Consider the following 23,189-nt stretch of genomic DNA (forward strand, 5'->3'; position numbering starts at 1 on the left):
GAACGCTGCCGATCAGGCGAAAGGATGGCTCCGGGCGACCACGAGATCACAGGGCGTCAGCGTCGGCAGACGCGCCAGCTCGACCGCTTCCAGTTCACCCGTCGTCATGATGCGCCAGAACGAGAAGCCCAGCCCCTGCAGCCAGCGCGCGAACTCCGCCGGATCGGCGCGAGAACGCATCTGCACGACGTCCCATTCGATGCAGAGCACGACATCGGGTTTTCGCAGCAGCGCTTCGGCCCCGCGCAGGATGAGCGGCTCCGACCCCTCGGCGTCGATGCGGATCAGCTTGATGGCGGGCAGGTCCAGATCATCGATCCGCACCGCCTCGACCTGAATGACCTCGGCGTCCGGCCCCAGCGCGCCTTCGCCCACATAAATGTGGCCGCCGCCCGCGAACTGGCGCGACACGGTGAAGCGCAACTGGCCGGCCTGATCGCTGACCGCCTGCTGACGCACGTCGACCCGGGCGCCGAAGCCGTTGAAGCGGACCGACCGAGCCGCCAGCGCCGCCAACCGGGGGTTGGCCTCGAACGTGGTCACAGAGCCGCGCGGCCCCACCGCGTCGGCCAGGCCCAGGGTGTAATAACCGACGTGCCCGCCGATCTCGAGGACGTGGTCGCCAGGCTGGACCAGCCCCATTACGACCCGCCTCGCCCAGGGCTCCCATTCGCCGCGGGCGATCAGGTGCGAACAGACGCTTTCCTCAAGCGGGTCCACAAAGATGAAGTGGCCACTCTTCAACCGGGCGAGACCCATCCCGTCGCCGAGATAGAAATACTCCCGGGGCGCGGGCGCGGGCGCGCAAGCGGGCATGGGCGCGAGCGTGACGACCGGATCCGGATAGGGGCGACGACGGCGGCCGAAAATCCGAGGCAACAGCTTCATGACGGTCTTTCATGGCTACGTTCGGCCACTAACGGCAGACTTAGCCTTACCGCCATGTTCGGCAAGCCGAAAGGCCTGATTAGTTGTTCATCCACTGACGATTAGGCTAGGCGGTCGCCAGGCGCGACGTTTCCGGCCGACATGATGGCGTCTCGCCTTCGTCACGCGGAGCGTCTAGAACTTCATACTCGACGAAACGGCTCAAAGGCCCAATCGACTTCATGCGCATTGTTCTGGTCACCGACGCCTGGGAGCCTCAGGTCAACGGCGTCGTCCGCACCCTGACCCGCACCGTGGCCGAGTGCCGCGCCATGGGCCATGAGGTGGAGGTCATCGAACCCAGCCAGTTCAAGACCATCCCCTGCCCGACCTACCCGGAAATCCGCCTGGCCCTGGGCGCCGAGGAGGAGATTCGCGAACGCCTGCGCGCCTTCGAGCCCGAGGCCGTCCACATCGCCACCGAGGGCCCGCTGGGCATCGCCACGCGGCGCATCTGCGTGGAGTGGAAACTGCCCTTCACGACCAGCTACCACACCAAATTCCCCGAGTACGTCTCGGCCCGTTTCCCGATCCCGGTGCAGGTCGGCTACGCCTACATGAAGTGGTTCCACAAGCCGTCGGGCCGATTGATGGTGGCGACGCCGACCCTCCGCGACGAACTGGTCGAGCATGGCTTCAAGAATGTCTCGCCCTGGTCGCGCGGCGTGGACACTGAACTGTTCCACCCCGACCTTCCGCCCATCTATGACGAGTTGGGCGGAAAAGACTGGCCCCGCCCCTTCTTCCTCAACGTCGGCCGCGTCGCCGTCGAGAAGAACATCGAATCCTTCCTCAAGCTGGACCTGCCGGGGACCAAGATCATCGTCGGCGACGGTCCGGCCCGCGCCGAGCTGGAAGAGAAATATCCCGAGACGAAGTTCCTGGGCGCCCGGTTCGGCGAGGACCTGGCCCGCTGCTTCGCCGACGCCGACGTCTTCGTCTTCCCCAGCTGGACCGACACCTTCGGCCTGGTGATCCTGGAGGCCATGGGCACGGGCACGCCGGTCGCCGCCTATCCGGCCCACGGCCCGATCGACCTGATCCCCGGCTCGGGCGCGGGCTTCATCGACGACGACCTGAAGACCGCCTGCCTGAAATGCCTCGAGCTCGACCGCAAGGACGTCCGCGCCTATGCGGAGAAGTTCAGCTGGCGCGCCTCGGCCGAGCAGTTCGTCGAGAACCTGCAGCCCTATCCCGAACCCGCGCGCGGCCGTTTCTGGCGCCGCCTGCGCCGGGTAGCGCGGCTGCGGCGACGCGCGGCGGCGTAAGCGCCGAACCTCTCCCTCGCCGGCGCCCCACACCCCTTGCCGTCATCCTCGGGTCAAGCCCGAGGATGACGGTGGCATGAGGGAATAGAGCGCCAACTCAAAGCAAAGCGCCGCGATCCTTCGATCGCGGCGCTTGCCGTCAAACGTCTGGGGCCTCGGCCTCAGTTCGGGCGGGACATCGAGGTCATGGCCGCCGCCTTGGCGCGTTCAACCGCCAGCTGCTCGGCCTGCAGCGGCACCAGGCCGCGGTCCTGCAGATAGCCGCCGCGGCCGGCGGCGCCGTCCGACATGAACTCCTGGACGAACTGCTCCAGGCCCGGCGTCACGCCGATGTGGGCCTTCTTGACGTAGATGTAGAGGCTGCGCGCCAGCGGATAGGAGCCGTCGGCGATGGTGGCGACCGAGGGGGCCACGCCGTCGATGGTCTCGGCCTTCACCGTGTCCATGTTCTGCTCCAGGAAGGAGAAGCCGAACACGCCCAGCGAGCCCGGGGTGCGGGTCAGGGTCTGGACGATGGCGTTGTCATTCTCGCCCGAGTCGATCCAGGCGCCGTCTTCGCGCAGGGTGTGGGCGATGGTCTCGAAGCGGGTCTTGTCCTGCTTCTCGACGGCGGCGACGGCCGGGATCAGCTTGGCGCCCGGCGCCATGCCCAGCTCCAGGAAGGCGTCGCGCGTGCCCGAGGTCGGCGGCGGGCCGTAGACCTGAATGCGGGTAGCCGGCAGGGCCTTGTTGACCTCGTTCCAGGTCTTGGCCGGATTGGCCACGAACTGGCCGTCGGCGCCCGGCACGTCCTTGGCCAGGGCCTCGTAGAGGTCGTTCAGCTCGAGGTTGAAGCTGGCGCCGGTGCGGGCGGTGGCGATGACGATGCCGTCATAGCCGATCTTGAGCTCGACGATGTCGGTGACGCCGTTCTCGACGCAGCGGTCGAACTCGCTCTGCTTCATCGGCCGCGAGGCGTTGGCGATGTCGGGGGTCGAGGGGCCGACGCCGGCGCAGAAGGCCTGGATGCCGCCGCCCGTGCCCAGGGACTCGATACGGGGGCTGGAGCCGGCGCCGCCGTTGCGGGCGAAGGTCTCGGCCACGCGCGTGGCGAAGGGGAAGACGGTCGAGGAGCCCGCGGCCCAGATGCCCGTGCGGGCCTTCTGCGAACCGGGGGCGGCGCCCTCGTTATTATTGCCGCAGGCCGCGAGGGCCAGGAGGGCGGCCGCGCAGGCGGTGAACTTCAGTGTGCGGATCATGGCCGGACCTTCTCCAGTCGTCAGTGCACGACGCTTAAAGCAGGAGAGTGTGACGGTCCGGCCAGACCTTTGTGACAGTCAGAGCAAACGTCGACGCATCGCCTGCGAAAGGAAGTCGATCAGCGTCACCGCGACGATGACCACGATGACCACGGCCGAAACGTCGCGGAAGGCGAAACCGTTCATTCGGTCGAACAGGACCTGGCCGATGCCGCCCGCTCCGATCAGGCCCAGCACGGTGGCCGAGCGGCTGTTCGATTCGAAGCGGTAGAGGGCGAAGGAGGTCCACAAGGGCGCCACCTGGGGAATCACGCCCCAGACGATCTCGTGCAGCTTGGACGCGCCGGTGGCGCGCACGCCCTCGACCGGACCCTTGTCGATCGACTCGACCGCCTCGGAGAACAGCTTGGCCAGGACGCCCGCCGTGTTCAGGGCGATGGCCAGGACGCCGGCCAGCGGGCCCAGGCCGACGGCGACGACGAACAACAGGCCCATCACGAGGTCGGGAATGGAGCGCAGCATGTTCATGATCCAGCGCACCGGCTGGACCACCCAGACCGGGGCGATGTTGCGCGCGGCGGCCAGACCCATGGGCACGCCCAGGAAGACGGCCAGGAAGGTGCCCCACAGGGCGATCTGGATCGTCTCCCACATCTTGCCGACGAACAGGCGCCAGTCGGCGAAGTTCGGGCGCAACAGGTCGGCGGAGAAGTTCTGGATGTTGGCCGAGTTGGTGATCAGGCGCGACAGATTGCCCAGATCGACCGCGTCGATGCTGATCAGCAGCAGGATCGCCAGGCCGCCCCAGATCAGGATGTCGAGGGCCCAGGCGCCGGCCGACTTGGCGGGCGCCTGGGGGATGGCGACGGCGGCCGGAGCGGCGCCGGTAAGCGAAACGTCGGTCAAGGCTGGACCTCACGCAGGCGGCGAAGGCGTTGCAGTTCGGCCTCGGCGCGGGCCGCGCCGGCCGTGTCGCCCTTGTCCTTGGCCTCGGCCAGGGCCTGGTCGGCGATCATCTCGCGCACCGGGTTCAGGTAGGACTCATCGGCCGGGTTGAAGCCGGAATAGTTCAGGTCCTGGAGGATCTTGCGCTGGCGCTCGGCCTCGGCGCCTTCGCCCCGCCCGTAGGACAGGAAGAAGCCGCGGATCTTTTCCTTGATCGCCGGGTCCAGGTCCTGGCGGATCACGATGCCGGCCTCGGGGATCGGCGGCGAGCGCCAGATTTCCTCGAGCTGGGCGGCGATCTGCGGGTTCGAACGGCCGATGAACACGGTGTTGATGGTGTTCGAGGTGGCCACCTGCACCAGGCCGTTGGCCACGGCGAAGGAGTTGGCCTGATGGTTGGCCGTCCGCACCGTCTTGAAGCACTCGTTCGGCACGACGTGGTTCGGATTGAACAGGAAGGTCATGGGCGCCAGCGTGCCCGAGGTCGACAGGGCGTCGCCGATGCCGAAGTCATACTTCTTGCCGCAGGCCAGAACGTCCTGAAGCGTGATGCCCGAGCCCTTCTTGACGATCAGGGTCGACTGGTAGCTGTCCAGGCCGTTGGGATCGACGATGCGGGCGACGACTTCGCCGTTGGCGCGGTCGATGGCCTCGATCGCCGTCTTGGCCGGGAACCAGGCCGCCTGGATCTGGTTGCCGCGCATGGCCTCGACCAGCACGGTGTAGTTGGAAGCGAAGTAGGGCTTCACCGGCACGCCGACGGCCTTGGTCATGTCGTCCAGCAGCGGCTGCCACAGCGGGCCCGAGGACGCCTGGCCCTCGGCCGGCAGGATGGCGAAATTGATCTGCGTCGGCGCCCCGCCGCCGGCGGGCGTCGTCTTGTCGCCCGAACCGCAGGCGGCCAGGCCCAGGGCGAGAACGGCGGCGGCGGCCAGACCCAGGGCCCGGCGCGACAGTTTGGAATGGGTCATGCCTTGGCTTCCCAGAACGCGTCCTCGTATTCGGGACCGTAGATTTCGATCAGGCGCTTGGTGTCCAGGCCCGTCGACGGACCATCATAGACCACCTTGCCCTTCTGCAGGGCGATCACGCGGTCGCAGTAGCGGATGGCGTAGTCCACCTGGTGCAGGGTGACGATCACGCCCAGTCCGTCGCGCTTGTTCAGCTCGACCAGCAGTTCCATCACCTTGCGGGCCGAGACGGGGTCGAGCGAAGCGACCGGCTCGTCGGCCAGGATCGCCTTGGCCCCCTGAAGCAGGACGCGGGCGATGGCGCCGCGCTGCTGCTGGCCGCCCGACAGGGTGTTGGCGCGCTGGGCGGCGTATTCGGACACGCCGACGCGGTGCAGGGCCGCCATGGCCTTGTCCTTGTCCGCCCTGGGCCACAGGCCGATCAGGCCGCGCCAGGCCGGCAGGCGCCCGAGGCTCCCCAGCATGACGTTGGAGAAGAGGCTGAGGCGGCCGACCAGGTTGAACTGCTGGAAGATCATGCCCAGGCGGCCGCGAGCGCGGCGCACCGCGCCGGTGATGCGGCCGTTCTGCTGGACCGTTTCGCCGAAGACCTGGATCACCCCCTTGCCGGGGTCGATCGGATGCAGGCCGGTGATCGAGCGCAGCAAGGTGGACTTGCCCGAGCCGGACGGGCCGATCAGGGCGACCATTTCACCGGCGCCGACTTCGACGGACACGCCGTCGAGCGCCTTTCTGGCCCCGTAGGTCTTCGACACGTCGCGAACGGACGCGACGGCGGCGATGGAAGGACTCATGAACCCGTGGATGCGGTTGCGACAAAGGGGGCGCCGCATGACGCGAGATGAGCGCAAGGGCAAGTCTTAATGACATGTCTGCGGCGATTTCGTCCAGTGCACGACCGACTTCTGTCACGCAGGCCCACGGCCAGGCTGAGATTTTTCCACTTTACATGCAGGGCCAATGCCCTCATATCGCGCGTTTCCGGCGGACCCCGTAGGTCCTACTTGCGCCGCTAACGCCGGGTCTGGGTTAACAATCATCAGGGGGTTACGTGAGTTGCGCACGTACCAGCTTCCCCTGGACCTGGTCCGTGAGCGGTCCCCGGAGCGTCCGGTCGCACTTGTGCGTCCGCGCTCGGTTTCCGTAGCGGCGCGCTGGTTCCAGGATAATCTGAAAGCCGACGTCTTCTATGCGGTGAAGGCGAACCCGTCGCGCTGGGTCATCGAGACCCTGGTGGACGCGGGCGTCAACGCCTTTGACGTCGCCTCTCTGGCCGAGATCGAACTGGTCCGTTCGGTCAGCCCCGACGCGCGCCTGGCCTTCATGCACCCGGTCAAGAGCCGCGGCGCGATCAAGGCCGCCTACGCCTATCACGGCGTGCGCACCTTCGTGCTCGACAGCCATGACGAGCTGAACAAGATCCTCGAGGCCACCGGCTACGCCGACGACCTGAACCTGGTCGTTCGCATGGGCGTGTCGGCGGACGGCGCGGCCTATTCCCTGTCGGGCAAGTTCGGAGTCACCCCGGACCAGGCCCCCGCCCTGCTGCTGGCCGCGCGCCAGGCGGTCAGGGACGGCCTGATGGGCGTGTCGTTCCACGTCGGCTCGCAGTGCATGCGTCCCTCGGCCTATGAGGCGGCGATGAGCCAGGTCGGCCGCGCCATCAAGAAGGCCGGCGTCTTCGTCGACATCGTCGACGTGGGCGGCGGCTTCCCCTCGGTCTATCCGGGCATGGTCCCGCCGGACCTGCAGGAATACGCCGACGCCATCCACCGCGGCTTCGCCGAAATGCCGGTCACCCACACCACCGAACTGTGGTGCGAGCCGGGCCGCGCCCTGGTGGCCGAAAGCTCGTCGGTGCTGTGCCGGGTCGACCTGCGCAAGGGCGACGCCCTGTATCTGAACGACGGGTCTTACGGCTCGCTGTTCGACGCCACCCATTCGCGCTGGCCCTTCCCGACCAAGCTGGTCCGGGACGGCGAGTCCTCGTCGGAGCTGAAGCCCTTCCGCTTCTACGGCCCGACCTGCGACTCCATCGACCATATGCCCGGCCCGTTCTGGCTGCCGGCCGACGTCCAGGAAGGCGATTTCATCGAGATCGGCATGTTGGGCGCCTACGGCGTGGCCATGACCACCGGCTTCAACGGCTACGGCGAGCACGACATCGCCGTGGTCGAGAACGCCCCCATGGGTTCGATGTACGGCCTGGCGCCGCGCTCCATCCCGACCGTGCGCACCACGGCCGAGGAGACGGCGCGCAAGGTCGTCCGCCTGTCGCGGCCCAAGGGCAAGGCCGGCCAGCGTCGACGCAAGCGTTGACCGGCTGACCCAAAATCGTCTTCGGACGTTGGTACAAGCAGCGGCCCGTCGCTCCGTCCGGGCCGCTGTTTCATTTGACGACGGGCGCTCAAATCCGAGGGAAACCACTGAAATGAACGCTCCCGTTCAGTCGAACAAGAAGGCCGAACTGCTGGCCACCACCGTCGAGCACGTCGACATCACCGCCTACGACGCGCGCCCGGTCATCGATTCCATGCGCAAGATGTCGTTCAGCTCGCGCGACACCGCTCGCGCCGCCGACATCTTCAACATGGCGCTGGAAGACGAGACCTGCTCGCCGTGGCTGATCCTGGCCGGTTCGACCTCGGCCGGCGGCTGCATGCACGTCTATCGCGACATGGTGCAGTTCAACATGATCGACGCCGTGGTCGCCACCGGCGCCTCCATCGTCGACATGGATTTCTTCGAAGCCCTCGGCTACAAGCACTATCAGGCTGCGGGCCCGGTCGACGACAACATCCTGCGCGACAACTACATCGACCGCATCTACGACACCTACATCGACGAAGAAGAACTGCAGGACTGCGACAACGCGATCTATGAGATCGCCAATCGCCTGGAGCCGCGCGGCTATTCCTCGCGCGAGTTCATCTGGGAAATGGGCAAGTGGCTGTCGGAAGGCAACGCCAAGAAGCCCGGCTCGCTGATCCAGACCGCCTATGAGAAGGGCGTGCCGATCTTCTGCCCGGCCTTCGTCGACTCCTCGGCCGGCTTCGGCCTGGTCAAGCACCAGAAGGAACGCGCCAAGGAAGGCAAGCCGTACATGATGATCGACGCGGTCGCGGACTTCCGCGAACTGACCGACATCAAGATCGCGGCCGGCACCACGGCCCTGTTCATGGTCGGCGGCGGCGTGCCCAAGAACTTCGCCCAGGACACCGTCGTCTGCGCCGAGATCCTCGGCGAGGACGCCGAGATGCACAAATACGCCGTGCAGATCACGGTCGCCGACGTGCGCGACGGCGCCTGCTCGTCCTCGACGCTGCAGGAGGCCGCTTCGTGGGGCAAGGTTTCGACCACTTACGAGCAGATGGTCTATGCCGAAGCCACCACGGTCGTGCCGCTGATCGGCTCGGACGCCTATCACCGCGGCACGTGGAAGGCCCGCGAGCCGCGCCAGTGGGCCAAGCTGTTCGGCAAGTAAGACAGAGCCTCGACAGAGGGCGGTCAGGGCCGGCGGAGCGATCCGCCGGCCCTTTCTGTTGCGCGGGCGCCAAGGGCGCGCATCCGAGCTTTCGGAACCTCCGGGCGGCGGAGCCGCTTGTCTTCAGCGAGCAAGGAGACGCCCATGTCCGACCCCAAAGCCGAGAACGAAGAAGCCCGCGAGGCCGCCGCCATGGGCGAGAAGCCCGACCGGGGCCATGTCGAGGACGCCCTAAAGAAGGCCCTGCACGGCAGCGATTCCGGCTCGGACACGCGGGCGGGCTCCCTGCGCGGCGGCTCGGCCTCGGGCTCGGACATCGATCCCGACCAGGACGCGATCAACGCCGAGATCGCCCGCCAGGGCAAGGCCATGGCCGCCGCCAAGACCCGACCGGCGGGTGGCCCCGAACAGAGCGGACAGGCCGCCGCCCAGCCCGGCGACGACGTGGACGCTCCCACCGGCTGAACCGCCTTGCTGCGGCCGCACGGATAGGCCACGGTGCCCGAGAGTCGTATGTAGAGTAAGGACGTAGGCTGAATGAAGCGTAGCGTGGCAACCGTCGTCTTGGCGCTGAGCGTCGGCCTGGCGGCGTGCGATGATCGCAGCGAGGCCGCTCCCGAAAGCGAATCGCGCGCCCTTGTCGCGGCGGACGCGCCGATAGCCGCTGCGCCCGACCCGAGCCTCGACAGCGCCGCTGCGGCCATCGAGGGCGCCCCCGCCTTCGCCGCCCTCTATCCCGGGGCCCGGACCGACGGCGCCCCCGTCACGGCGTCCGGTCCCGACGGCCCCGGCGGGCTGGTCACCTTCACCACCGAGGCCTCGCCCGACGCGGTCATCGACTTCTATCGCCAGCGCGCCGAAGGCGCCGGCCTGGCCTCCGTCATGGCCATGAACCAGGGCGACGCCCGCGCCTATGGCGCCGCCGCCCGCGCCGACAAGGGCGCGACCCTGCAGGTCGTGGCCTCGCCCGGCCAAGGCGGCCTGACCTCCGTTCAACTGAGCTGGAGCGGCGGCGCGTGAAGCCCGGCCGGAGCCGCGTCGCCGCAGTCGCCCGGATCTCCGTTCTGGCGATGCTCGCAGCGGGGCCGCTCGCGGCCTGCGTCGGCACCCCGGCCGCCCTGCGCCCCGAGGCGACCCGGCTTGCCGAGGCGCCCGGCTATCTGGACGCCGCCGCCCTGCGCGGCCTGGGCGACGCCCTGCCCCCGCCGCCGGCGTCGGGCTCGGGCGTCGACCTCGACGACAAGGCGCGCTCGGCCCGCCTGACGGCGCTGGAGGACAGCGACCGCTGGCTTCTGGCCACCGCCCACGCCGAACTGCGCCCGCCCCTGGCCCTGCAGCATTTCAACTGCGCCCTCGGCGTGCGGCTGGAGCCCCAGGCGACGCCCCAGCTGACCCGGCTGATGCAGCGCCTGTTCCAGGACGCCGACGCGGCCGCCGAGGGGGTCAAGGGGCGCGCCTTCCGCGCCCGGCCGGTCGGCGACGACCCGGCCCGCCGCTCGTGCCAGCGCGTCACCGAGGCGGGCCGACGCAGCGCCTCCTATCCCTCCGGCAGTTCGACGGTGGCCGTGGTCTATGGCGAGGCCTTCGCCGCCCTTGATCCCGAGCGCGCGCCCGAGATCCGGCGCATGGCCCACGAGATCGGTCAGAGCCGGCTGGTCTGCGGCATGCACTATCCCAGCGACGTGGCCGCGGGCGAGGTCCTGGGCCGCGCCGTCTTCGCCGCAGCCGCCGACCGGCCCGAGTTCGCCGCCGATCTGACGGCGGCGCGCGCCGAACTAGCCGCCATCCGCGCTCCGGACGGCGGCGCCGCCCCCGGCTGCGCCTCCGAAGCCCTGGCCCTGTCCGCCGCCGTGCCCTGATGAGCGTCCTACTGGCGGTCCTGGCCTTGACGGGCGCCGCCGAGGCGGGATCCCTGACCGCCGCCCGCCCTTGCGCCCCCGCCGAACTGGCTCAACTGACGGCCGAGGCGTCCACGCCCTATCGCCTGACCTGCCGCGCCGTGTTGAGGCCGGGCCAGGCCGTGCGCCGTCCCGTGTTGATCGAAGGTGCCGAGGCGTCCGGCGCGGCGCTGGATTGCGCCGGGGGCGCGGTCGGCCGGCCGGGCACCCCTGTCAGCACCCGCGCGCCGACCGTCGCCGTCTGGTCGCGCCGCATCGCCGCCGACCGCTGGAGCCGCCCGACCGACGTGCGCATCGAGAACTGCCTGATCCACGGCTCGGTGCGGGTCTGGGGCATGGGGGCGGACGGGAGCTATGACGACCTGCGCGCCTCGTCGCGCACCGCCGGCCATGTCGCCGCCGCCCAAGCCGCCGCGCCCAGCCATGTGAGTCTCGACCGGGTCGTCATCCGGGGCGCGGGCTCCATCCCCCTCTATGTCGGGCCGGGCGTGACGCGCCTGAGCCTGACCCGCTCGACGCTGGAGGGGCGCAGCGTCTCGACCGCCCTCTATCTGGACGCTGAAAGCGCCGACAATCGCATCGAGGACAATCTGTTCCGCACCCGGACGCAGCGCGAGATGATCGCCGTCGACGGCTCTGCGCGGAACCGCATCGTCGGCAACCGCTTCGAGCTGGGCGGGCGGCCGGGCGTCTTCCTCTATCGCAACTGCGGCGAGCGCGGCGTGATCCGCCACCAGACGCCGTCGCACAACCTCATCGCCGACAACGTCTTCACCGGCGCCGCCCGCCTGCGCCCGCCCCTGGTGGTCGAGAACGCGCGCCAGGGCCGCCGCACTTACTGCGGCGACGACGCGGGCTACCCCTGGGGCAGCAGCGCCGACGACCGCGACAACGCCGAAGGCAACGTCATCGCGGCCAACGCTAAATCGGGCCGGTCCTAGGTCAGGCCGGGCGGCCCGTCGCCAGGGCGCCGTACAGGTCGGTGCGGCGGTCGCGGAAAAAGCCCCAGGCGGCGCGGTGGCGATCCAGGAAGTCCAGGTCGAAGGTGTGGACCAGAACGCCCTCCTCCCGGTCCAGGCTCTCGACCAGGTCGCCGCGATGGTCGGCGATGAAGGAATGGCCGTAATAGGTCTGGCCCGCCTCGGTCACCTGCTCATGGCCGATGCGGTTGGCGCCGACGACCGGCACGACGTTGGACACCGCGTGGCCCTGCATGGCGCGCCGCCACGGGGCGGCGGTGTCCAGGGTGTCGTCATGCGGCTCGGTGCCGATGGCGGTCGGGTAGAGCAGGATCTCCGCCCCTTGCAGCATCATGGCGCGGGCGGTCTCCGGGTACCACTGGTCCCAGCAGATGCCGACGCCGATGCGGCCGAAGCGCGTGTCCCAGACCTTGAAGCCGGTATCGCCGGGGCGGAAGTAGTACTTCTCCTGATAGCCGGGACCGTCAGGAATATGGCTCTTGCGATAGACGCCCATCAGTTCGCCGTCGGCGTCGATCATCACTAGGCTGTTGAAATAGTGCGGCCCTTCGCGCTCGAAGATCGAGACCGGCAAGACGACGCCCAGTTCCTTGGCCACGGGCTGAAGCTGGGTCACGGCCGGGTGCTCGCGCCACGGATAGGCGGCGCCGAACCACTTCTCTTCCTGCGAGACGCAGAAGTACGGCCCCTGGAACAGCTCCGGCGCCAGGATGACCTGGGCGCCCTTGGCCGCGGCGTCGCGGATGAAGCCGATGGTTTTGTCGATGTTCGCCTGCATGTCCTCGCCGTACGAGGTCTGGATGGCGGCGACGGTGATCTGACGGGTCATCACGCGGGCTCCTGCTGGCTGATGCAGTGGAAGGAACCGCCGCCCGACAGGGTGGCGATCGACGGCAGAGGGATGATCTCGCGGTCGGTGAAGACGGTCGCCAGGGCCTCGCAGGCCAGGCGGGCGGCGGTCTCATTGCCGTAGGTCGGCACCACCACGGCGCCGTCGGCGATCAGGAAGTTCATGTGGCTGGCCGGGATCGGGCGTTCGTCCTCGTCCAGGATCAGGCCCGGCGAGGGGATGCGCAGCACCCGGATCGGGCGCCCAGCGGCGTCGGTCATGGCGGCCAGGGCCTCGGCCGCTTCGTCATAGACCTCGGCGTTGGGATCCTTGGGGCCGAAGGCGATCGGACAGGCGACCACGCCCGGCGCGACGAAGCGGGCCAGGTTGTCGACATGGCCGTCGGTGTGATCGTTCAGCAGGCCGTCGCCGAGCCACAGCACCTTCCGAGCGCCCAGGGCCTGGGCGAAGGCGGCTTCGGCCGTTTCCTCGGTCCAGCCGGTGTTGCGGTTGGGGTTCATCACGCACTGGCGCGTGGTCAGCACCGTGCCCTCGCCGTCGTGGTCCACGGCGCCGCCTTCCAGGATGAAATCGTGGCGGGTCAGGGCGACGCCCGTCTGCTCGCCGATCTGGTCGGCGACCTCGTCGTCGTGCGGCAGGTCATACTTGCCGCCCCAGCCGTTGAAGACAAAGGCCTGGGCCGAGGCCGAGCCGACGCCGAAGATCGGCCCGGTGTCGCGCAGCCAGATGTCGCCGAAGCGCCCGGCCACGACGGTGACGCCCGCCGCGTCGGCGAAGCGCGCCTGGGCGTCGGCCAGGGCCTGGTCATTGCCGACCATCAGCTTAACCCGCTCGCGGCCCGGCCCGGCCAGGGCGCGGACCAGGGCCTCGACCTCGGCCTGGGCCGGTTCGAGGTTGTCCTCCCACAGATCGACATGGCTGGGCCAGCCGACCCACATCGCACGATGCGGCGTCCATTCGGCGGGAATAGGCAGGGTCATGGGCGAGAACGTCCACAAAAAGAAGGATGAAGCACGAAGGGGGCCAGATAGGCCCTGACGCCCCCGGGTTCAATGGCGGCGGGCGTTTCACGCCCAGTCCTCGAGCCGCGCGACGACGCGGTCAGGGCGCAATGGCCTCAAGTCGCGCGACGGCGCGTTAGGCCGTCTCAATAAAGAAAGGGCGGCCCGTCGCCGGACCGCCCTTCCCGTCTTCAAGTGACGCCTGGTTCTTAGAACGAAGCGCGCAGGGTGACCATGGCCGTGCGCGGGGCGCCCAGCTGGTATTGGGCGGCGCCCGTGGTCGAGGTCGAGATGTCGCCCAGGTACTCTTCGTCGAAGAGGTTGATGACGTTCAGCTGGATGTAGGAACCGCCGGCGCCGACCGAAGCCAGGTTGTAGCGGACGTCCAGGTCGAAGGTCAGGTAGTCAGGCGCGACTTCCGTGTTGATGTCGTTCGAGAAGCGCTCGCCGACGTACTTGCCTTGCAGGCCCAGATCGAACTTGCCGATCGTGTAGGCGGCGCGGGCGCCGAACTGCCAGTCCGGGGTCTCGACCAGCTGGTTGCCGGCGATCTCGATGAACTGCGGCACGCCGCCCACCACGCCGTTCGGCAGGTCGTTCTTCACTTCGCTGTCGGTGTAGGTGAACGAACCGGTCAGGCTCAGGTTCTCCATCGGCGACCAGCCGATCTGACCGTCCACGCCCTGCAGGGTCACGTCGCCGACGTTACGCGTCAGGAACAGGCCGGCGGCTTCGTCGAAGGTGCGCACGATGCGGTTCGAGTAGTCCGTCTTCCACACGGCGACCGAGGCGATCACCGAACCCGACTGGTAGCGGTAGCCCAGGTCGTAGGAGTTGGTGGTTTCCGGTTCCGGGTTCACGTCGACGACGTCGTACAGGTCGTCGGTGCGCGGCGCCGAGAAGCCTTCGGCGTACGAGGCGTAGATCGACTGGTTCTCGGCGAACTTCCAGGTCACGCCGGCGTTCGGCAGGAAGGCGTCGTACTGCTTGTCGAACGAACGCGGCGCGCCGTACTCGTTGCTGGCGCTGCCGTTCATCGACGACTGCGGGAAGGTGACCAGGCCGTCGCCGTCCGCATCAACGCCGACCTGCGTGGTGCAGTAGGCGTTGAAGGTGTCGCGCTGATAGCAGAAGTTGTTCAGCTCGCGATCGAAGAACGGAGCGCGGGCGCCCAGGGTCACGTCGACCGTGTTGTTGAAGAACGAGCCGCGATATTCAGCCGCGATCTGGTTCAGCATGGCGTACGACAGACGGTCGCGGCGGCGCAGGATGGTGCCGTCGGGCAGCTTGACCGCGCGACCGTTGCGACCCGCGAACGGATCTTCCGGGAAGCCGTTGGCGTCGATGAAGCCGAACTGGCCGGTCTGGCGGTGACGACCCCAGTCGAAGGTGTAGGCCAGGCGGAACTGGTGATCTTCGGCCGCATCCCAGATCAGCGAGCTGGTGACGCCGTAGCGATGCGTGTTGGTGATGTTCGGACGGAACAGGGTCACCGTGTCGTTGAAGTCGCCGTCGCCGTTCAGGTCGACGCCGGCGGCCGACGAGTTGCCGATCAGCTGCGGATCGTTTTCGCGCATGTTCTGCGTGCCGCCGCCGTGCGCCAGGGTGTACTGGAACGACGGGTCGATCGTCAGCTTCAGGGTGTCGCTCAGGGTGAAGCGCGACTGGCCGCGGATGTTGCCGGTGTTCGACGGGTTGATCGCCGTGGCTTGCGAGCGGACGGTGTTGTAGTCGTCCTTGTCGTAGGCGCCGCCCTTGACGAAGTCAGCCAGACGAACGCGCGGCATGAACTCGTTGCGGTTTTCGTTGTAGTGGCCGGTCACGGCAACGAAGTCGCCGTTGTCGCCCAGCGACTGATAGATGCGGCCGTTCAGCTGCATCTTGTCGACGCCGCCGGCGCCCACGAAGTGGTCATAGACGGTCTTCGAGGCCGAGAACCACGCCGTGGTGCCCCACGGGCCGATCTCGCCCGTGTCCACCAGGGCGAAGATGCGCTTGTAGCCGTACTCGCCCAGCGAGGGCTGCAGGATGACGCCGAACTCATTGGCCGGACGACGCGTGATGTAGTTGACGGTGCCGCCGGTGGCCGAGGCCGTCGGGCTGTCGACGTCGGTCGTGCCCAGGTTCACCGAAGCGCGCTGGATCAGTTCCGGGTCCAGCTGCTGGTTCGAATAGATGGCGTAGTTGCCGGTGTCGTTCAGCGGAATGCCGTCTTGCGTCAGCGAGACGCGGGCCGAATCGAAGCCGCGGATGGTCAGGTCGCCGCCGGCCGAGCCGTAGGCGTCGTTGTTGGTGAAGTTGACGCCCGGCAGCAGGTTGATCGAGTTCAGGATCGTCTGGCCGGCGGCCTGGGTGCCGATGAAGGCTTCCGTGATGGTCGCGCGCGACTTCGGATTGTTCTCAGCGACCACGCCTTCGATGGCGCGCGGACCGCGGGCGCCGGTGACGACCACGTCGCCGACTTGAGTGGCGCGCTCTTCCACAGCCTGCGAAGCCGTCGATTGGGCCGAAGCGGTCTCGGCGACGAAGAGGCTGCTCATCAGGGCGGTAGTCGCCCAGAAGAGCTGTTTGCGGATGGTCATCTGTCTGTATCCCAGTGATAAAGGCAAAGCGCCGTGCAAGGCGGGCCGAAATGCGGCTGCCCGATGGCCTGCGCCTTAAGCCCGCTCTAGGAAGGTCGGGCGACACTTGCGTGACAGAAAAATGACAGCCGCCCGAGGTGGCCGGGGCGCCACACCGAGTCGCAGGGAATCATCAGCGCCTATTTCAGGCGCGTCGCCAGGGCGTCCGCCACGCGGGCCGCCGTCGCCGCCATGACCCGGGGTTCGTGATAGTTGCCGTTGATCTGCGTCCGATCGATGACATAGGCGCGGAACGCCGCGAAAAGCTGGCGATCGGCCGGGCGCGGCGCCCGCCAGAAGGCGTCCAGCGGCTTCTGGTCCGTCAGTCCCTCGAAGTCGAAGAAGGCCTGTCCCAGCACCTTGACCGGCGTGCCGAAGCCCAGGGCCGACAGGGCGGCGCTGGAGTTGTTCACCACCATGCCCTCCGAGGCGCGGCACAGCTGGGCCAGGTTGCCGCCGTCGATGAAGTCGACCCGGCCCTTCAGTCCGCGCGCTTCGGCCATGCGGCGCGTCTCGCGCGCCAGGTTGACGAGGCCGGGATCGAGCGGGTGATTCTTGACGACCAGCCGGCTGTCGGGCGGGGCGCCGCGGACAAAGCTGTCCATGACGTGCGCCAGGAAGGACAGGTTGTCGTGTATCTCGGAATAGCGCAGCAGCTGGGCGTCGCCGTCCCGCTGCAGGCAGGCGATGAAGAAGGGTCCCTTCGCCCGCAGGCGGCCGGCGTCGTTGACGCGGGGCAACCGCATTCCCAGGCCGAGATAACGCCGCACATGGCCCAGGCACTGACGCCACGGCGAGGCCGTATAATGGTGGCGGTGATGGGGGAACATCAGCCGGCCGAACGGCTGCACCGCATGGTAGAGGCTGATGTTGATGACGTGGTGGGGCAGTATCTTGCCCACAGGTCGGGAGACGGGAAGCTCGGGCGGCGGCGGCGGATACCCAGCGGCGGATCGCGGCAGAGCGCTTGAGCCGTTCACTCCATCGCGCTCGAGGGTGATCCAGTCCGGTCGGAAATAGCCGTTCTCCAGAACCCAGACCCGCGCGCTGAGGCTGGCCGCCTGTTCGAGAACGCCCTGATTATAGGGGCCGCCCTCGCCGAAAACGATGATGTCGGTGAAATCGGCAGCCAGTTCGGCCAGCCGCTGGCGCCACCCGGCGGCCTTCTCGCGGAAGGGCACGCCGCCCGAGCGTCTCCAGTTCGCCACGTCGCCGGCGTTGAACAGCATGCGCCGAACCTCGCCGCCACGCGTCTCGATGGCGTGCGCCAGCACGCGCCCAAAACGCCCGAAAGGCGCGGACACGATGAGAAAGCGACGGCCGCTCAGATCAGCAAGGGTCTGGAAACCTGCGTCTGGCTGGTCAGGATCAAAGGGCGCAAGCAAACGCTGTTATCTTTCGGGAGGCAGGCCTTATTAATAGCCGGGCTCGATGCTTGGCAAGGCGAAACCGGAGCTATTTACAACCCAAGCGCAAGAATCAAGGCCGCCGAACCCATGATGGAGTCGGCGGCCTTTCGCCTTGATCGACTTTCAGGTCTCGGGGGCCGATCACGACCGGCCCCTTGATCCTAGAAGTTGATGTCGACGGTGGCGCGACGGTTCAGCGGCTCGCGCACGCCGTCGGCCGTCGGCTTGGCCAGGGCGGTTTCACCCTTGCCGTCCAGCGAGATCACGCCGCCGTTGACGCCTTGGGCGACCAGGGCGTCAGCCACGGTGCGCGCACGGCGGTTCGACAGGCCCACGTTGTAGGCGGCCGAACCCGAGGTGTCGGTGTAGCCGACGACCAGGATGCGGGTCGGAGCGCCCGACTTGGCGTAGTTGGCGGCCTGCGTCACCACCGAGCGGGCTTCCGCCGTCAGGTCCGAGCGGTCCCAGTCGAAATAGACCACGAACTGACGCGCGGCCGGCTTGGCCGGAGGCGGCGGCGGCGGCGGCGGCGGCGGCGGCGGCGGCGGGGGGGCGGCGGCGGCGGCGGGGGCGGCGGCGGCGGGGCCACCGGCTCGGCGCCGAACGCATAGCGCAGGCCCAGGGTCACGGTGTGCGACTGGTCGTAGTCGCCCGACATGATGCCGAAGGGCACATTGCCCGTGCCCGCGACGCGCGTATCGAACTCCATGTCGCCGGTCAGGTAGCGATAGGTCAGGTCGATGTTGGCGCGGTCCGAGACGGCCCAGGCCAGACCGGCGATCGCCTGGGCGGCGAACTTGGTCGAGGTGTCGTCAGCGGCGAAGCTGACGGCCGGGGTCTGGCGCAGGCGGCCGACGACGTCGGTGTTGACGCGGTTCGCGCCCACGCCCAGGCCCACGAACGGACGGATGGTCCAGTCCGGCGAGCCGAAGTCATAGATGACGTTGGCCATCAGCGTCGTGGACGTGATGTCGCCATCGGGCGAGTGACAAGGGCCGGTGGCCGGCGTCAGGTTGCACAGGCCTTGCGCGCCCGACACGGCGCGCACCGTGCCGATGTCGCCCGAGCGGTAGCCGCCTTCGAGTTCGACGCGCCAGTTCGGATTGAAACGGTAGCCGAGGCGAGCGAAGGCCGCCCAGCCGTCGTTCACTTCCCAGTTCCAGTTGGCGCCGTTGGTGGACGCTTCCGTGTTGATGTCGTCAATGACGTGGTAGCCGGCGTCGATCGCGCCGTACCAGCCATCGGGCTCCGCCGAGGCGGCGCCGGCTGCGAACAGCCCCGCGGCGGCGACACTGGCCAGAAGTTTGAGCTTCATGGTGTCCTCACTCTCCTTGTTGATCCGAAAGCCTCGCGCTGCCGCGAAGACGCTCGTTGGGCCGAACGGCGTTGCAGCGCTGCGGTTCCCCTGGATTGTGCGTCGAATGTGGCGACTGTGGCGCCGTTTCAACACATGCGCTGCCGCCCCTTCGGCAATCGGAGGGGCGCGGACGCCCTCGGAAGGTCCCCCCGGCGTGCGTCGAATCAGGCGTCGCCCGAGGCCGCCGCAGCCATCAAAGCCCGCACATAGTCGTCGCGCCAATGGGCGACGTCGGTGTCGCGGACGACCTGCATCAGGGCCTTCCATTTTCGGATGCGCTCTTCTCGCGGCATGGTCAGCGCCTTCTTGATCGCTTCGGACAGCTCCTCGCGGCTGAACGGGTTCACCAGCAGGGCCTCGCCCATCTGTTCGGCCGCCCCGGCGAAGCGCGACAGGATCAGCACCCCCGGGTCCTCGGGGTTCTGGGCGGCGACATATTCCTTGGCCACCAGGTTCATGCCGTCGCGCAGGGGCGTCACCAGCCCCACCTTGGCCGCGCGGTAGATGCCCGCCAGCTGATCCCGGCGGAAGGTGCGGTTCAGATAGCGGATCGGCTGCCAGTCCATGTCGGCGTAGGCGCCGTTGATGCGCCCGGCCAGGGCCTCGAGCCGCACCCGCATGTCCTGATAGGTGTCCACCTCGTCGCGCGAGATGGGCGTGACCTGGAGCAGGAAGACCTCGCCGCGCAGGTCGGGGTTGTCCTCTAGGAACTGCTCATAGCCGAGCAGGCGCTGCTCCAGCCCCTTGGAGTAGTCGAGCCGGTCGACGCCGACGATCATGGAGCGGAAGGCCGCCGAGGCGGCCATCCGGTCGTAGGTCCGCCGTCCCAGAACCGAGTTTCGCGCCGCCAGGAAACCCTCCACGTCGATGCCGATGGGAAAGACCCCGGCGCGGACGCTGCGGCCGAAAGCCTCGACCCGACCGCCGCCCAGGATACGGCCCCGCGCCTCGACCTCGACGTAGCGCTCGAACAACCCCAGCCACTCCCTCGTCTGAAACCCCAGCAGGTCGAAGTCGAACATCGACTCCACCAGGCGGCGATGGTGCGGCAGGGTCACCAGCAGCTGTCGCGCCGGCCAGGGGATGTGCAGGAAGAAGCCGATGCGGTTCCTCACGCCCAGCCGCCTCAGGTCCCGGGCCATGGGGATCATGTGGTAGTCGTGGATCCAGATGACGTCGTCGGGTCGCAACAGGGGCTGCAGCACCTCGGCGAAGCGGCGGTTGGTCCGCTCATAGCCCTCGCCGTAGGAACGCTCATAGGCGGTCAGGTCGACCCGGTGATGAAACAGGGGCCACAGGGTCTTGTTGGCGTAGCCGTTGTAGTATTCGTCGACGTCCTGGGGCTCCAGGTCGACGGTGGCCACCGTGACCCCGGCGCGGTCCTCGATGTTCAGCTCGCCTGTGAACCGCTCGACCGTCTCGCCGGACCAACCGAACCACAGGCCCTCATATTTTCTCAGGGCCGCCGACAGGGCCATGGCCAGGCCGCCGGTCGAACCCGCCGCCGGATCGCGGGGCGCCGAGACCCGGTTGGAGACGACGATCAAGCGAGTCATGGCAGCCGGCTCATCGCGCGTCCTGCCACGACCGGCTGAGCAGGACAGCGCAGTTGATGATGCCGACCAGGGAATAGGTCTGCGGATAGTTGCCCCACAGTTCGCCGTCCTGGATGGCGATGTCCTCGCTCAGCAGGCCCGCGTGCGTGCGCCGGCTCAGCATCTCGTCGAAGATGGCGCGCGCCTCTTCGGTGCGGCCGTTCAGATGCAGGGCCTCGATGTACCAGAAGGTGCAGAAGTTGAAGGCCGTCTCCGGCTCGCCGAAGTCGTCGGGATGGATGTAGCGGAACAGATAGGCCCCCCGTTTCAGGTCCCGCTCGATGGCCTCGAAGGTGCGCACCTGGCGCGGGTCGCGCGCATCGAGGAAGCCCAGATCGGTCATCTGCAGCAGGGCGGCGTCCAGCTCGGTCCCGCCGAAGCTGGCGGCGAAGCGGCCCTCGTCGGGCAGATAGGCCTCGGCCTCAATGCGCTCGCGGATGATGCGCGCCCGCTCGCGCCACAGCTCTTCGCGGTCGCTCAGGCCCAGGTGATGCGCCGCCTTGGCCAGGCGGTCGCACGCGGCCCAGCACATGACCGAGGAATAGGTGTGCACCCGGGCGATGGTGCGGAACTCCCACAGCCCGGCGTCGACCCGATCGTGCATGGCGAAGGCGCGCTCGCCCACCCACTCCAGGGCGCGGAAGTCCTCGATGGTGCCGGGGCGCAGCAGGCGATGGTCGAAGAAGGCCTGGACCAGGGGCAGGACGATCTGGCCATAGACGTCGTGCTGCAGGTGTTCGTGCGCCTGATTGCCGACGCGCACCGGCTTCATGCCGCGATAGCCCTCGACGCTGTCGACGATGCGCTCGACGATGGCGGGCTCCAGCCCCACGCCATAGACCGGCTGCACATGGCCGCCCGCCGAGGCGTCGACCAGGTTGCGCAGATAGCCGAGATAGCTCTCCAGGATGTCCACCGCGCCGAGCCGGTTCAGCGCCCGCACCGTGTAGTAGGCGTCGCGGATCCAGCAGTAGCGATAGTCCCAGTTGCGCCCGCTTTCCGGGAACTCGGGCACCGAAGTGGTCATGGCCGCCACGATGGCGCCCGTCTCCTCATAGACGCACAGCCGCAGGGCGATGGCCGCGCGGATCACCGCCTCCTGCCACTCCAGCGGCAGATAGAGGGTGCGGGTCCAGTGCTTCCAGTGGGCGACGGTCAGGTCCAGGGCGGCGTTGACGCCCGCCACCACCGACTGGTCGTAGCCCTCGTCCGGCCCCAGGAAGAAGGCCAGTTCCTCCTCCAGGCGGAAGGTGCGCTCGTTGAGCACATGGCTGACCGGGCAGTTGGTGGTCAGGCGCAGGGTCACGTCGCTGCACATATAGCGGATGTGGTTCGAGCCCGAGGTGCGCTCGGCCAGCCGCGCGCCCCAGTCGGCGGCGGGGCGCAGACGCACGGTGATGCGCGGCGTCCCCGTCAGAGGGCGCACCACCCGGCCGAAGGCGATCGGGCGATAGATGCGCGAATGCTTCAGATGGCGCGGACAGAAGTCGATGATCTCGACCGAGGCGCCGTTCTCGGCCGTCAGCACGGTGCGCAGCACGGCGGTGTTGCGCACATAGGCCTGCTCGGTCGTCTTCAGCCCCTCCAGCTCGATCGACCAGAAGCCGTGTTCGGGGGCCTCGCCGTCCATCAGCGCCGAAAAGACGGGGTCGTCGTCGATGCGCGGGGCGCAGGCCCAGACGAACCGTCCCTGCCGGTCGATCAGGGCGCTGACCGAACAGTTGCCGATGGGCGCCAGGTCCAGGCTGGGCGTCATGCGCGCGTCTCCTCGTCCGTCGCGGCCGCAGCCAGGCCGCCGAGCCAATCGAGCACCGCCCCGACCCCCTCGAGCCGATAGCGGGCCGCCGTGGGCCGCTCCGGTCCGACCAGAACGCCGAACCCGCCCAGGGCCGCGGCCGCCAGGAACCCGGCCTCGTCGGTCAGGTCGTCGCCGACCATGACGGGCGTGGCGCCGGCGAAGGGCGGTTCGGCCATGAAGGCGGCGACGGCCGTGCCCTTGTCCGCGCCAGGCGTCTTGAGCTCCAGCACCATGGCGCCGGGCTGGAGCGCCAGTCCGGTTTCGTTGGCCAGGGCGGTCGCCATGGCCAGGGCGGCCTCGGCATGGTCCGGCGCCTGGCGAAAATGCAGGCCTGCGGACAGGCCCTTGTCCTCGACGATCACGCCGGGCCGGGCGTCGGCGAAGGCGGCGAAGGCGGCCAGGGCGGCGCGCACCGACGGCGCGGGCTTGCGCGCGGTCAGGGCGCCGTCGGCCCGGCGCCGCTCCAGACCATGCACGCCCGAGGCGGCGCGCGCCGCGCCGCCGACGATGCGGTCGATCTCGGCCAGGGTGCGGCCGCTGACCACGGCCACCCGGCCGTCCAGGGCCCTGGTCACCCGTTCGATCGTCGCGGTGCGGCGGGGTTCCGGGACGACCGCGTCCGGGGTCGGCGCCAGCGGCGCCAGGACGCCGTCTAGGTCAAGGAAAAGGGCCGCGCCGGTCAGACGGGCCGGCGGCGCGGGCAGTCGAGGGCTCGAAAGCCCCGGTTCAGATGACATCCGTCTCAAGGTTCTATTTTCTGTCCCCAGGACGTATTGCAACGCACGGCGGCCGCAATGGTTGTCATTTCCTTCGGCGTTTCCCCACCCGTCTCGCCATTGTGCCGATC

Annotated in this window: 19 protein-coding genes and 1 pseudogene; 7 read left to right on the forward strand and 13 right to left on the reverse strand. The window is 68.5% G+C overall.

Annotated elements, in window-relative coordinates; translation table 11 throughout:
• Positions 1–12: 12 nt before the first annotated feature.
• Positions 13–888 (reverse strand): FkbM family methyltransferase, encoded by an 876-nt coding sequence (locus tag D8I30_RS03140; protein ID WP_121481448.1) that lies wholly within the window; start codon positions 886–888, stop codon positions 13–15.
• A 221-nt stretch (positions 889–1,109) separates the two neighbouring features.
• On the opposite strand from D8I30_RS03140, the gene D8I30_RS03145 reads away from it, so the two are divergent.
• A complete protein-coding gene (locus tag D8I30_RS03145) occupies positions 1,110–2,195 on the forward strand; it encodes a glycosyltransferase family 4 protein (RefSeq protein WP_121481449.1) in 1,086 nt (361 codons plus the stop codon).
• A 161-nt stretch (positions 2,196–2,356) separates the two neighbouring features.
• Here the strand turns inward: D8I30_RS03145 and D8I30_RS03150 are convergent, their stop codons facing one another.
• From D8I30_RS03150 to phnC, 4 genes are all read right to left on the reverse strand, one after another.
• Complete coding sequence (locus D8I30_RS03150) at positions 2,357–3,433, reverse strand: substrate-binding domain-containing protein (protein WP_121481450.1); 1,077 nt, start codon at positions 3,431–3,433, stop codon at positions 2,357–2,359.
• A gap of 78 nt (positions 3,434–3,511) precedes the next feature.
• Positions 3,512–4,339, reverse strand: coding sequence for a phosphonate ABC transporter, permease protein PhnE (gene phnE, locus D8I30_RS03155; RefSeq protein WP_121481451.1), 828 nt, complete (start codon positions 4,337–4,339; stop codon positions 3,512–3,514).
• Positions 4,336–5,349, reverse strand: a complete 1,014-nt coding sequence (phnD, locus tag D8I30_RS03160; RefSeq protein ID WP_121481452.1) for a phosphate/phosphite/phosphonate ABC transporter substrate-binding protein — start codon at positions 5,347–5,349, stop codon at positions 4,336–4,338. The genes phnE and phnD overlap by 4 nt, the downstream gene beginning before the upstream one ends.
• Positions 5,346–6,143, reverse strand: a complete 798-nt coding sequence (gene phnC, locus D8I30_RS03165; protein ID WP_121483364.1) for a phosphonate ABC transporter ATP-binding protein — start codon at positions 6,141–6,143, stop codon at positions 5,346–5,348. The genes phnD and phnC overlap by 4 nt, the downstream gene beginning before the upstream one ends.
• A gap of 262 nt (positions 6,144–6,405) precedes the next feature.
• Here phnC and D8I30_RS03170 point away from each other — a divergent pair, with 262 nt between their 5' ends.
• The 6 genes from D8I30_RS03170 to D8I30_RS03195 all read left to right on the forward strand — a co-directional run bounded on the left by D8I30_RS03170 (position 6,406) and on the right by D8I30_RS03195 (position 11,672).
• On the forward strand, positions 6,406–7,668 hold the full coding sequence (locus tag D8I30_RS03170; RefSeq protein ID WP_121481453.1) for a type III PLP-dependent enzyme: 1,263 nt from the start codon (positions 6,406–6,408) through the stop codon (positions 7,666–7,668).
• Between the two features lie 112 nt (positions 7,669–7,780).
• Complete coding sequence (locus D8I30_RS03175; protein ID WP_121481454.1) at positions 7,781–8,833, forward strand: 1,9-bis(guanidino)-5-aza-nonane synthase; 1,053 nt, start codon at positions 7,781–7,783, stop codon at positions 8,831–8,833.
• 144 nt (positions 8,834–8,977) lie between these two features.
• Positions 8,978–9,298, forward strand: a complete 321-nt coding sequence (locus D8I30_RS03180; RefSeq protein ID WP_121481455.1) for a ribonuclease — start codon at positions 8,978–8,980, stop codon at positions 9,296–9,298.
• Between the two features lie 72 nt (positions 9,299–9,370).
• Positions 9,371–9,853, forward strand: coding sequence for a hypothetical protein (locus tag D8I30_RS03185; RefSeq protein WP_121481456.1), 483 nt, complete (start codon positions 9,371–9,373; stop codon positions 9,851–9,853).
• Positions 9,850–10,692, forward strand: coding sequence for a phosphatase PAP2 family protein (locus D8I30_RS03190; RefSeq protein WP_240387305.1), 843 nt, complete (start codon positions 9,850–9,852; stop codon positions 10,690–10,692). Before D8I30_RS03185 ends, D8I30_RS03190 begins: the two co-directional genes overlap by 4 nt.
• Positions 10,692–11,672, forward strand: a complete 981-nt coding sequence (locus D8I30_RS03195; RefSeq protein WP_121481457.1) for a right-handed parallel beta-helix repeat-containing protein — start codon at positions 10,692–10,694, stop codon at positions 11,670–11,672. The genes D8I30_RS03190 and D8I30_RS03195 overlap by 1 nt, the downstream gene beginning before the upstream one ends.
• 1 nt (position 11,673) lies before the next feature.
• On the opposite strand, the gene aguB is transcribed toward D8I30_RS03195, so the two are convergent.
• The 8 genes and pseudogenes from aguB to otsB form a co-directional block, all read right to left on the reverse strand.
• Positions 11,674–12,540 carry an N-carbamoylputrescine amidase gene (gene aguB, locus D8I30_RS03200; protein ID WP_121481458.1) on the reverse strand — a complete coding sequence of 289 codons (867 nt, stop codon included), beginning with the start codon at positions 12,538–12,540 and terminating at the stop codon, positions 11,674–11,676.
• Positions 12,540–13,541 (reverse strand): agmatine deiminase family protein, encoded by a 1,002-nt coding sequence (locus tag D8I30_RS03205; RefSeq protein WP_121481459.1) that lies wholly within the window; start codon positions 13,539–13,541, stop codon positions 12,540–12,542. Before D8I30_RS03205 ends, aguB begins: the two co-directional genes overlap by 1 nt.
• A gap of 230 nt (positions 13,542–13,771) precedes the next feature.
• The gene (locus D8I30_RS03210; RefSeq protein WP_121481460.1) at positions 13,772–16,144 is read right to left on the reverse strand and encodes a TonB-dependent receptor; all 2,373 of its coding nucleotides are present in this window, start codon (positions 16,142–16,144) and stop codon (positions 13,772–13,774) included.
• 179 nt (positions 16,145–16,323) lie between these two features.
• Positions 16,324–17,457, reverse strand: coding sequence for a capsular biosynthesis protein (locus D8I30_RS03215; protein ID WP_240387306.1), 1,134 nt, complete (start codon positions 17,455–17,457; stop codon positions 16,324–16,326).
• 296 nt (positions 17,458–17,753) lie between these two features.
• Positions 17,754–18,907 (reverse strand): annotated as a pseudogene (locus D8I30_RS03220) (outer membrane beta-barrel protein).
• Between the two features lie 206 nt (positions 18,908–19,113).
• Positions 19,114–20,505, reverse strand: a complete 1,392-nt coding sequence (locus tag D8I30_RS03225) for an alpha,alpha-trehalose-phosphate synthase (UDP-forming) (RefSeq protein WP_121481462.1) — start codon at positions 20,503–20,505, stop codon at positions 19,114–19,116.
• A gap of 10 nt (positions 20,506–20,515) precedes the next feature.
• Positions 20,516–22,300, reverse strand: a complete 1,785-nt coding sequence (locus D8I30_RS03230; RefSeq protein ID WP_121481463.1) for a glycoside hydrolase family 15 protein — start codon at positions 22,298–22,300, stop codon at positions 20,516–20,518.
• A complete protein-coding gene (otsB, locus tag D8I30_RS03235; protein ID WP_121481464.1) occupies positions 22,297–23,079 on the reverse strand; it encodes a trehalose-phosphatase in 783 nt (260 codons plus the stop codon). The genes D8I30_RS03230 and otsB overlap by 4 nt, the downstream gene beginning before the upstream one ends.
• Between the last annotated feature and the right edge of the window lie 110 nt (positions 23,080–23,189).

The sequence above is a fragment of the Brevundimonas naejangsanensis genome, assembly GCF_003627995.1.
GTDB lineage: Bacteria > Pseudomonadota > Alphaproteobacteria > Caulobacterales > Caulobacteraceae > Brevundimonas > Brevundimonas naejangsanensis_B.

Coding starts and splice junctions, on each gene's coding strand:
- D8I30_RS03140 (WP_121481448.1), bottom strand. CDS start 888: ATGAAGCTGTTGCCTCGGATTTTCGGCCGCCGTCGTCGCCCCTATCCG.
- D8I30_RS03180 (WP_121481455.1), top strand. CDS start 8,978: ATGTCCGACCCCAAAGCCGAGAACGAAGAAGCCCGCGAGGCCGCCGCC.
- D8I30_RS03145 (WP_121481449.1), top strand. CDS start 1,110: ATGCGCATTGTTCTGGTCACCGACGCCTGGGAGCCTCAGGTCAACGGC.
- D8I30_RS03195 (WP_121481457.1), top strand. CDS start 10,692: ATGAGCGTCCTACTGGCGGTCCTGGCCTTGACGGGCGCCGCCGAGGCG.
- D8I30_RS03205 (WP_121481459.1), bottom strand. CDS start 13,541: ATGACCCTGCCTATTCCCGCCGAATGGACGCCGCATCGTGCGATGTGG.
- otsB (WP_121481464.1), bottom strand. CDS start 23,079: ATGTCATCTGAACCGGGGCTTTCGAGCCCTCGACTGCCCGCGCCGCCG.
- D8I30_RS03185 (WP_121481456.1), top strand. CDS start 9,371: ATGAAGCGTAGCGTGGCAACCGTCGTCTTGGCGCTGAGCGTCGGCCTG.
- phnD (WP_121481452.1), bottom strand. CDS start 5,349: ATGACCCATTCCAAACTGTCGCGCCGGGCCCTGGGTCTGGCCGCCGCC.
- D8I30_RS03150 (WP_121481450.1), bottom strand. CDS start 3,433: ATGATCCGCACACTGAAGTTCACCGCCTGCGCGGCCGCCCTCCTGGCC.
- phnC (WP_121483364.1), bottom strand. CDS start 6,143: ATGAGTCCTTCCATCGCCGCCGTCGCGTCCGTTCGCGACGTGTCGAAG.
- aguB (WP_121481458.1), bottom strand. CDS start 12,540: ATGACCCGTCAGATCACCGTCGCCGCCATCCAGACCTCGTACGGCGAG.
- D8I30_RS03175 (WP_121481454.1), top strand. CDS start 7,781: ATGAACGCTCCCGTTCAGTCGAACAAGAAGGCCGAACTGCTGGCCACC.
- D8I30_RS03230 (WP_121481463.1), bottom strand. CDS start 22,300: ATGACGCCCAGCCTGGACCTGGCGCCCATCGGCAACTGTTCGGTCAGC.
- D8I30_RS03225 (WP_121481462.1), bottom strand. CDS start 20,505: ATGACTCGCTTGATCGTCGTCTCCAACCGGGTCTCGGCGCCCCGCGAT.
- D8I30_RS03210 (WP_121481460.1), bottom strand. CDS start 16,144: ATGACCATCCGCAAACAGCTCTTCTGGGCGACTACCGCCCTGATGAGC.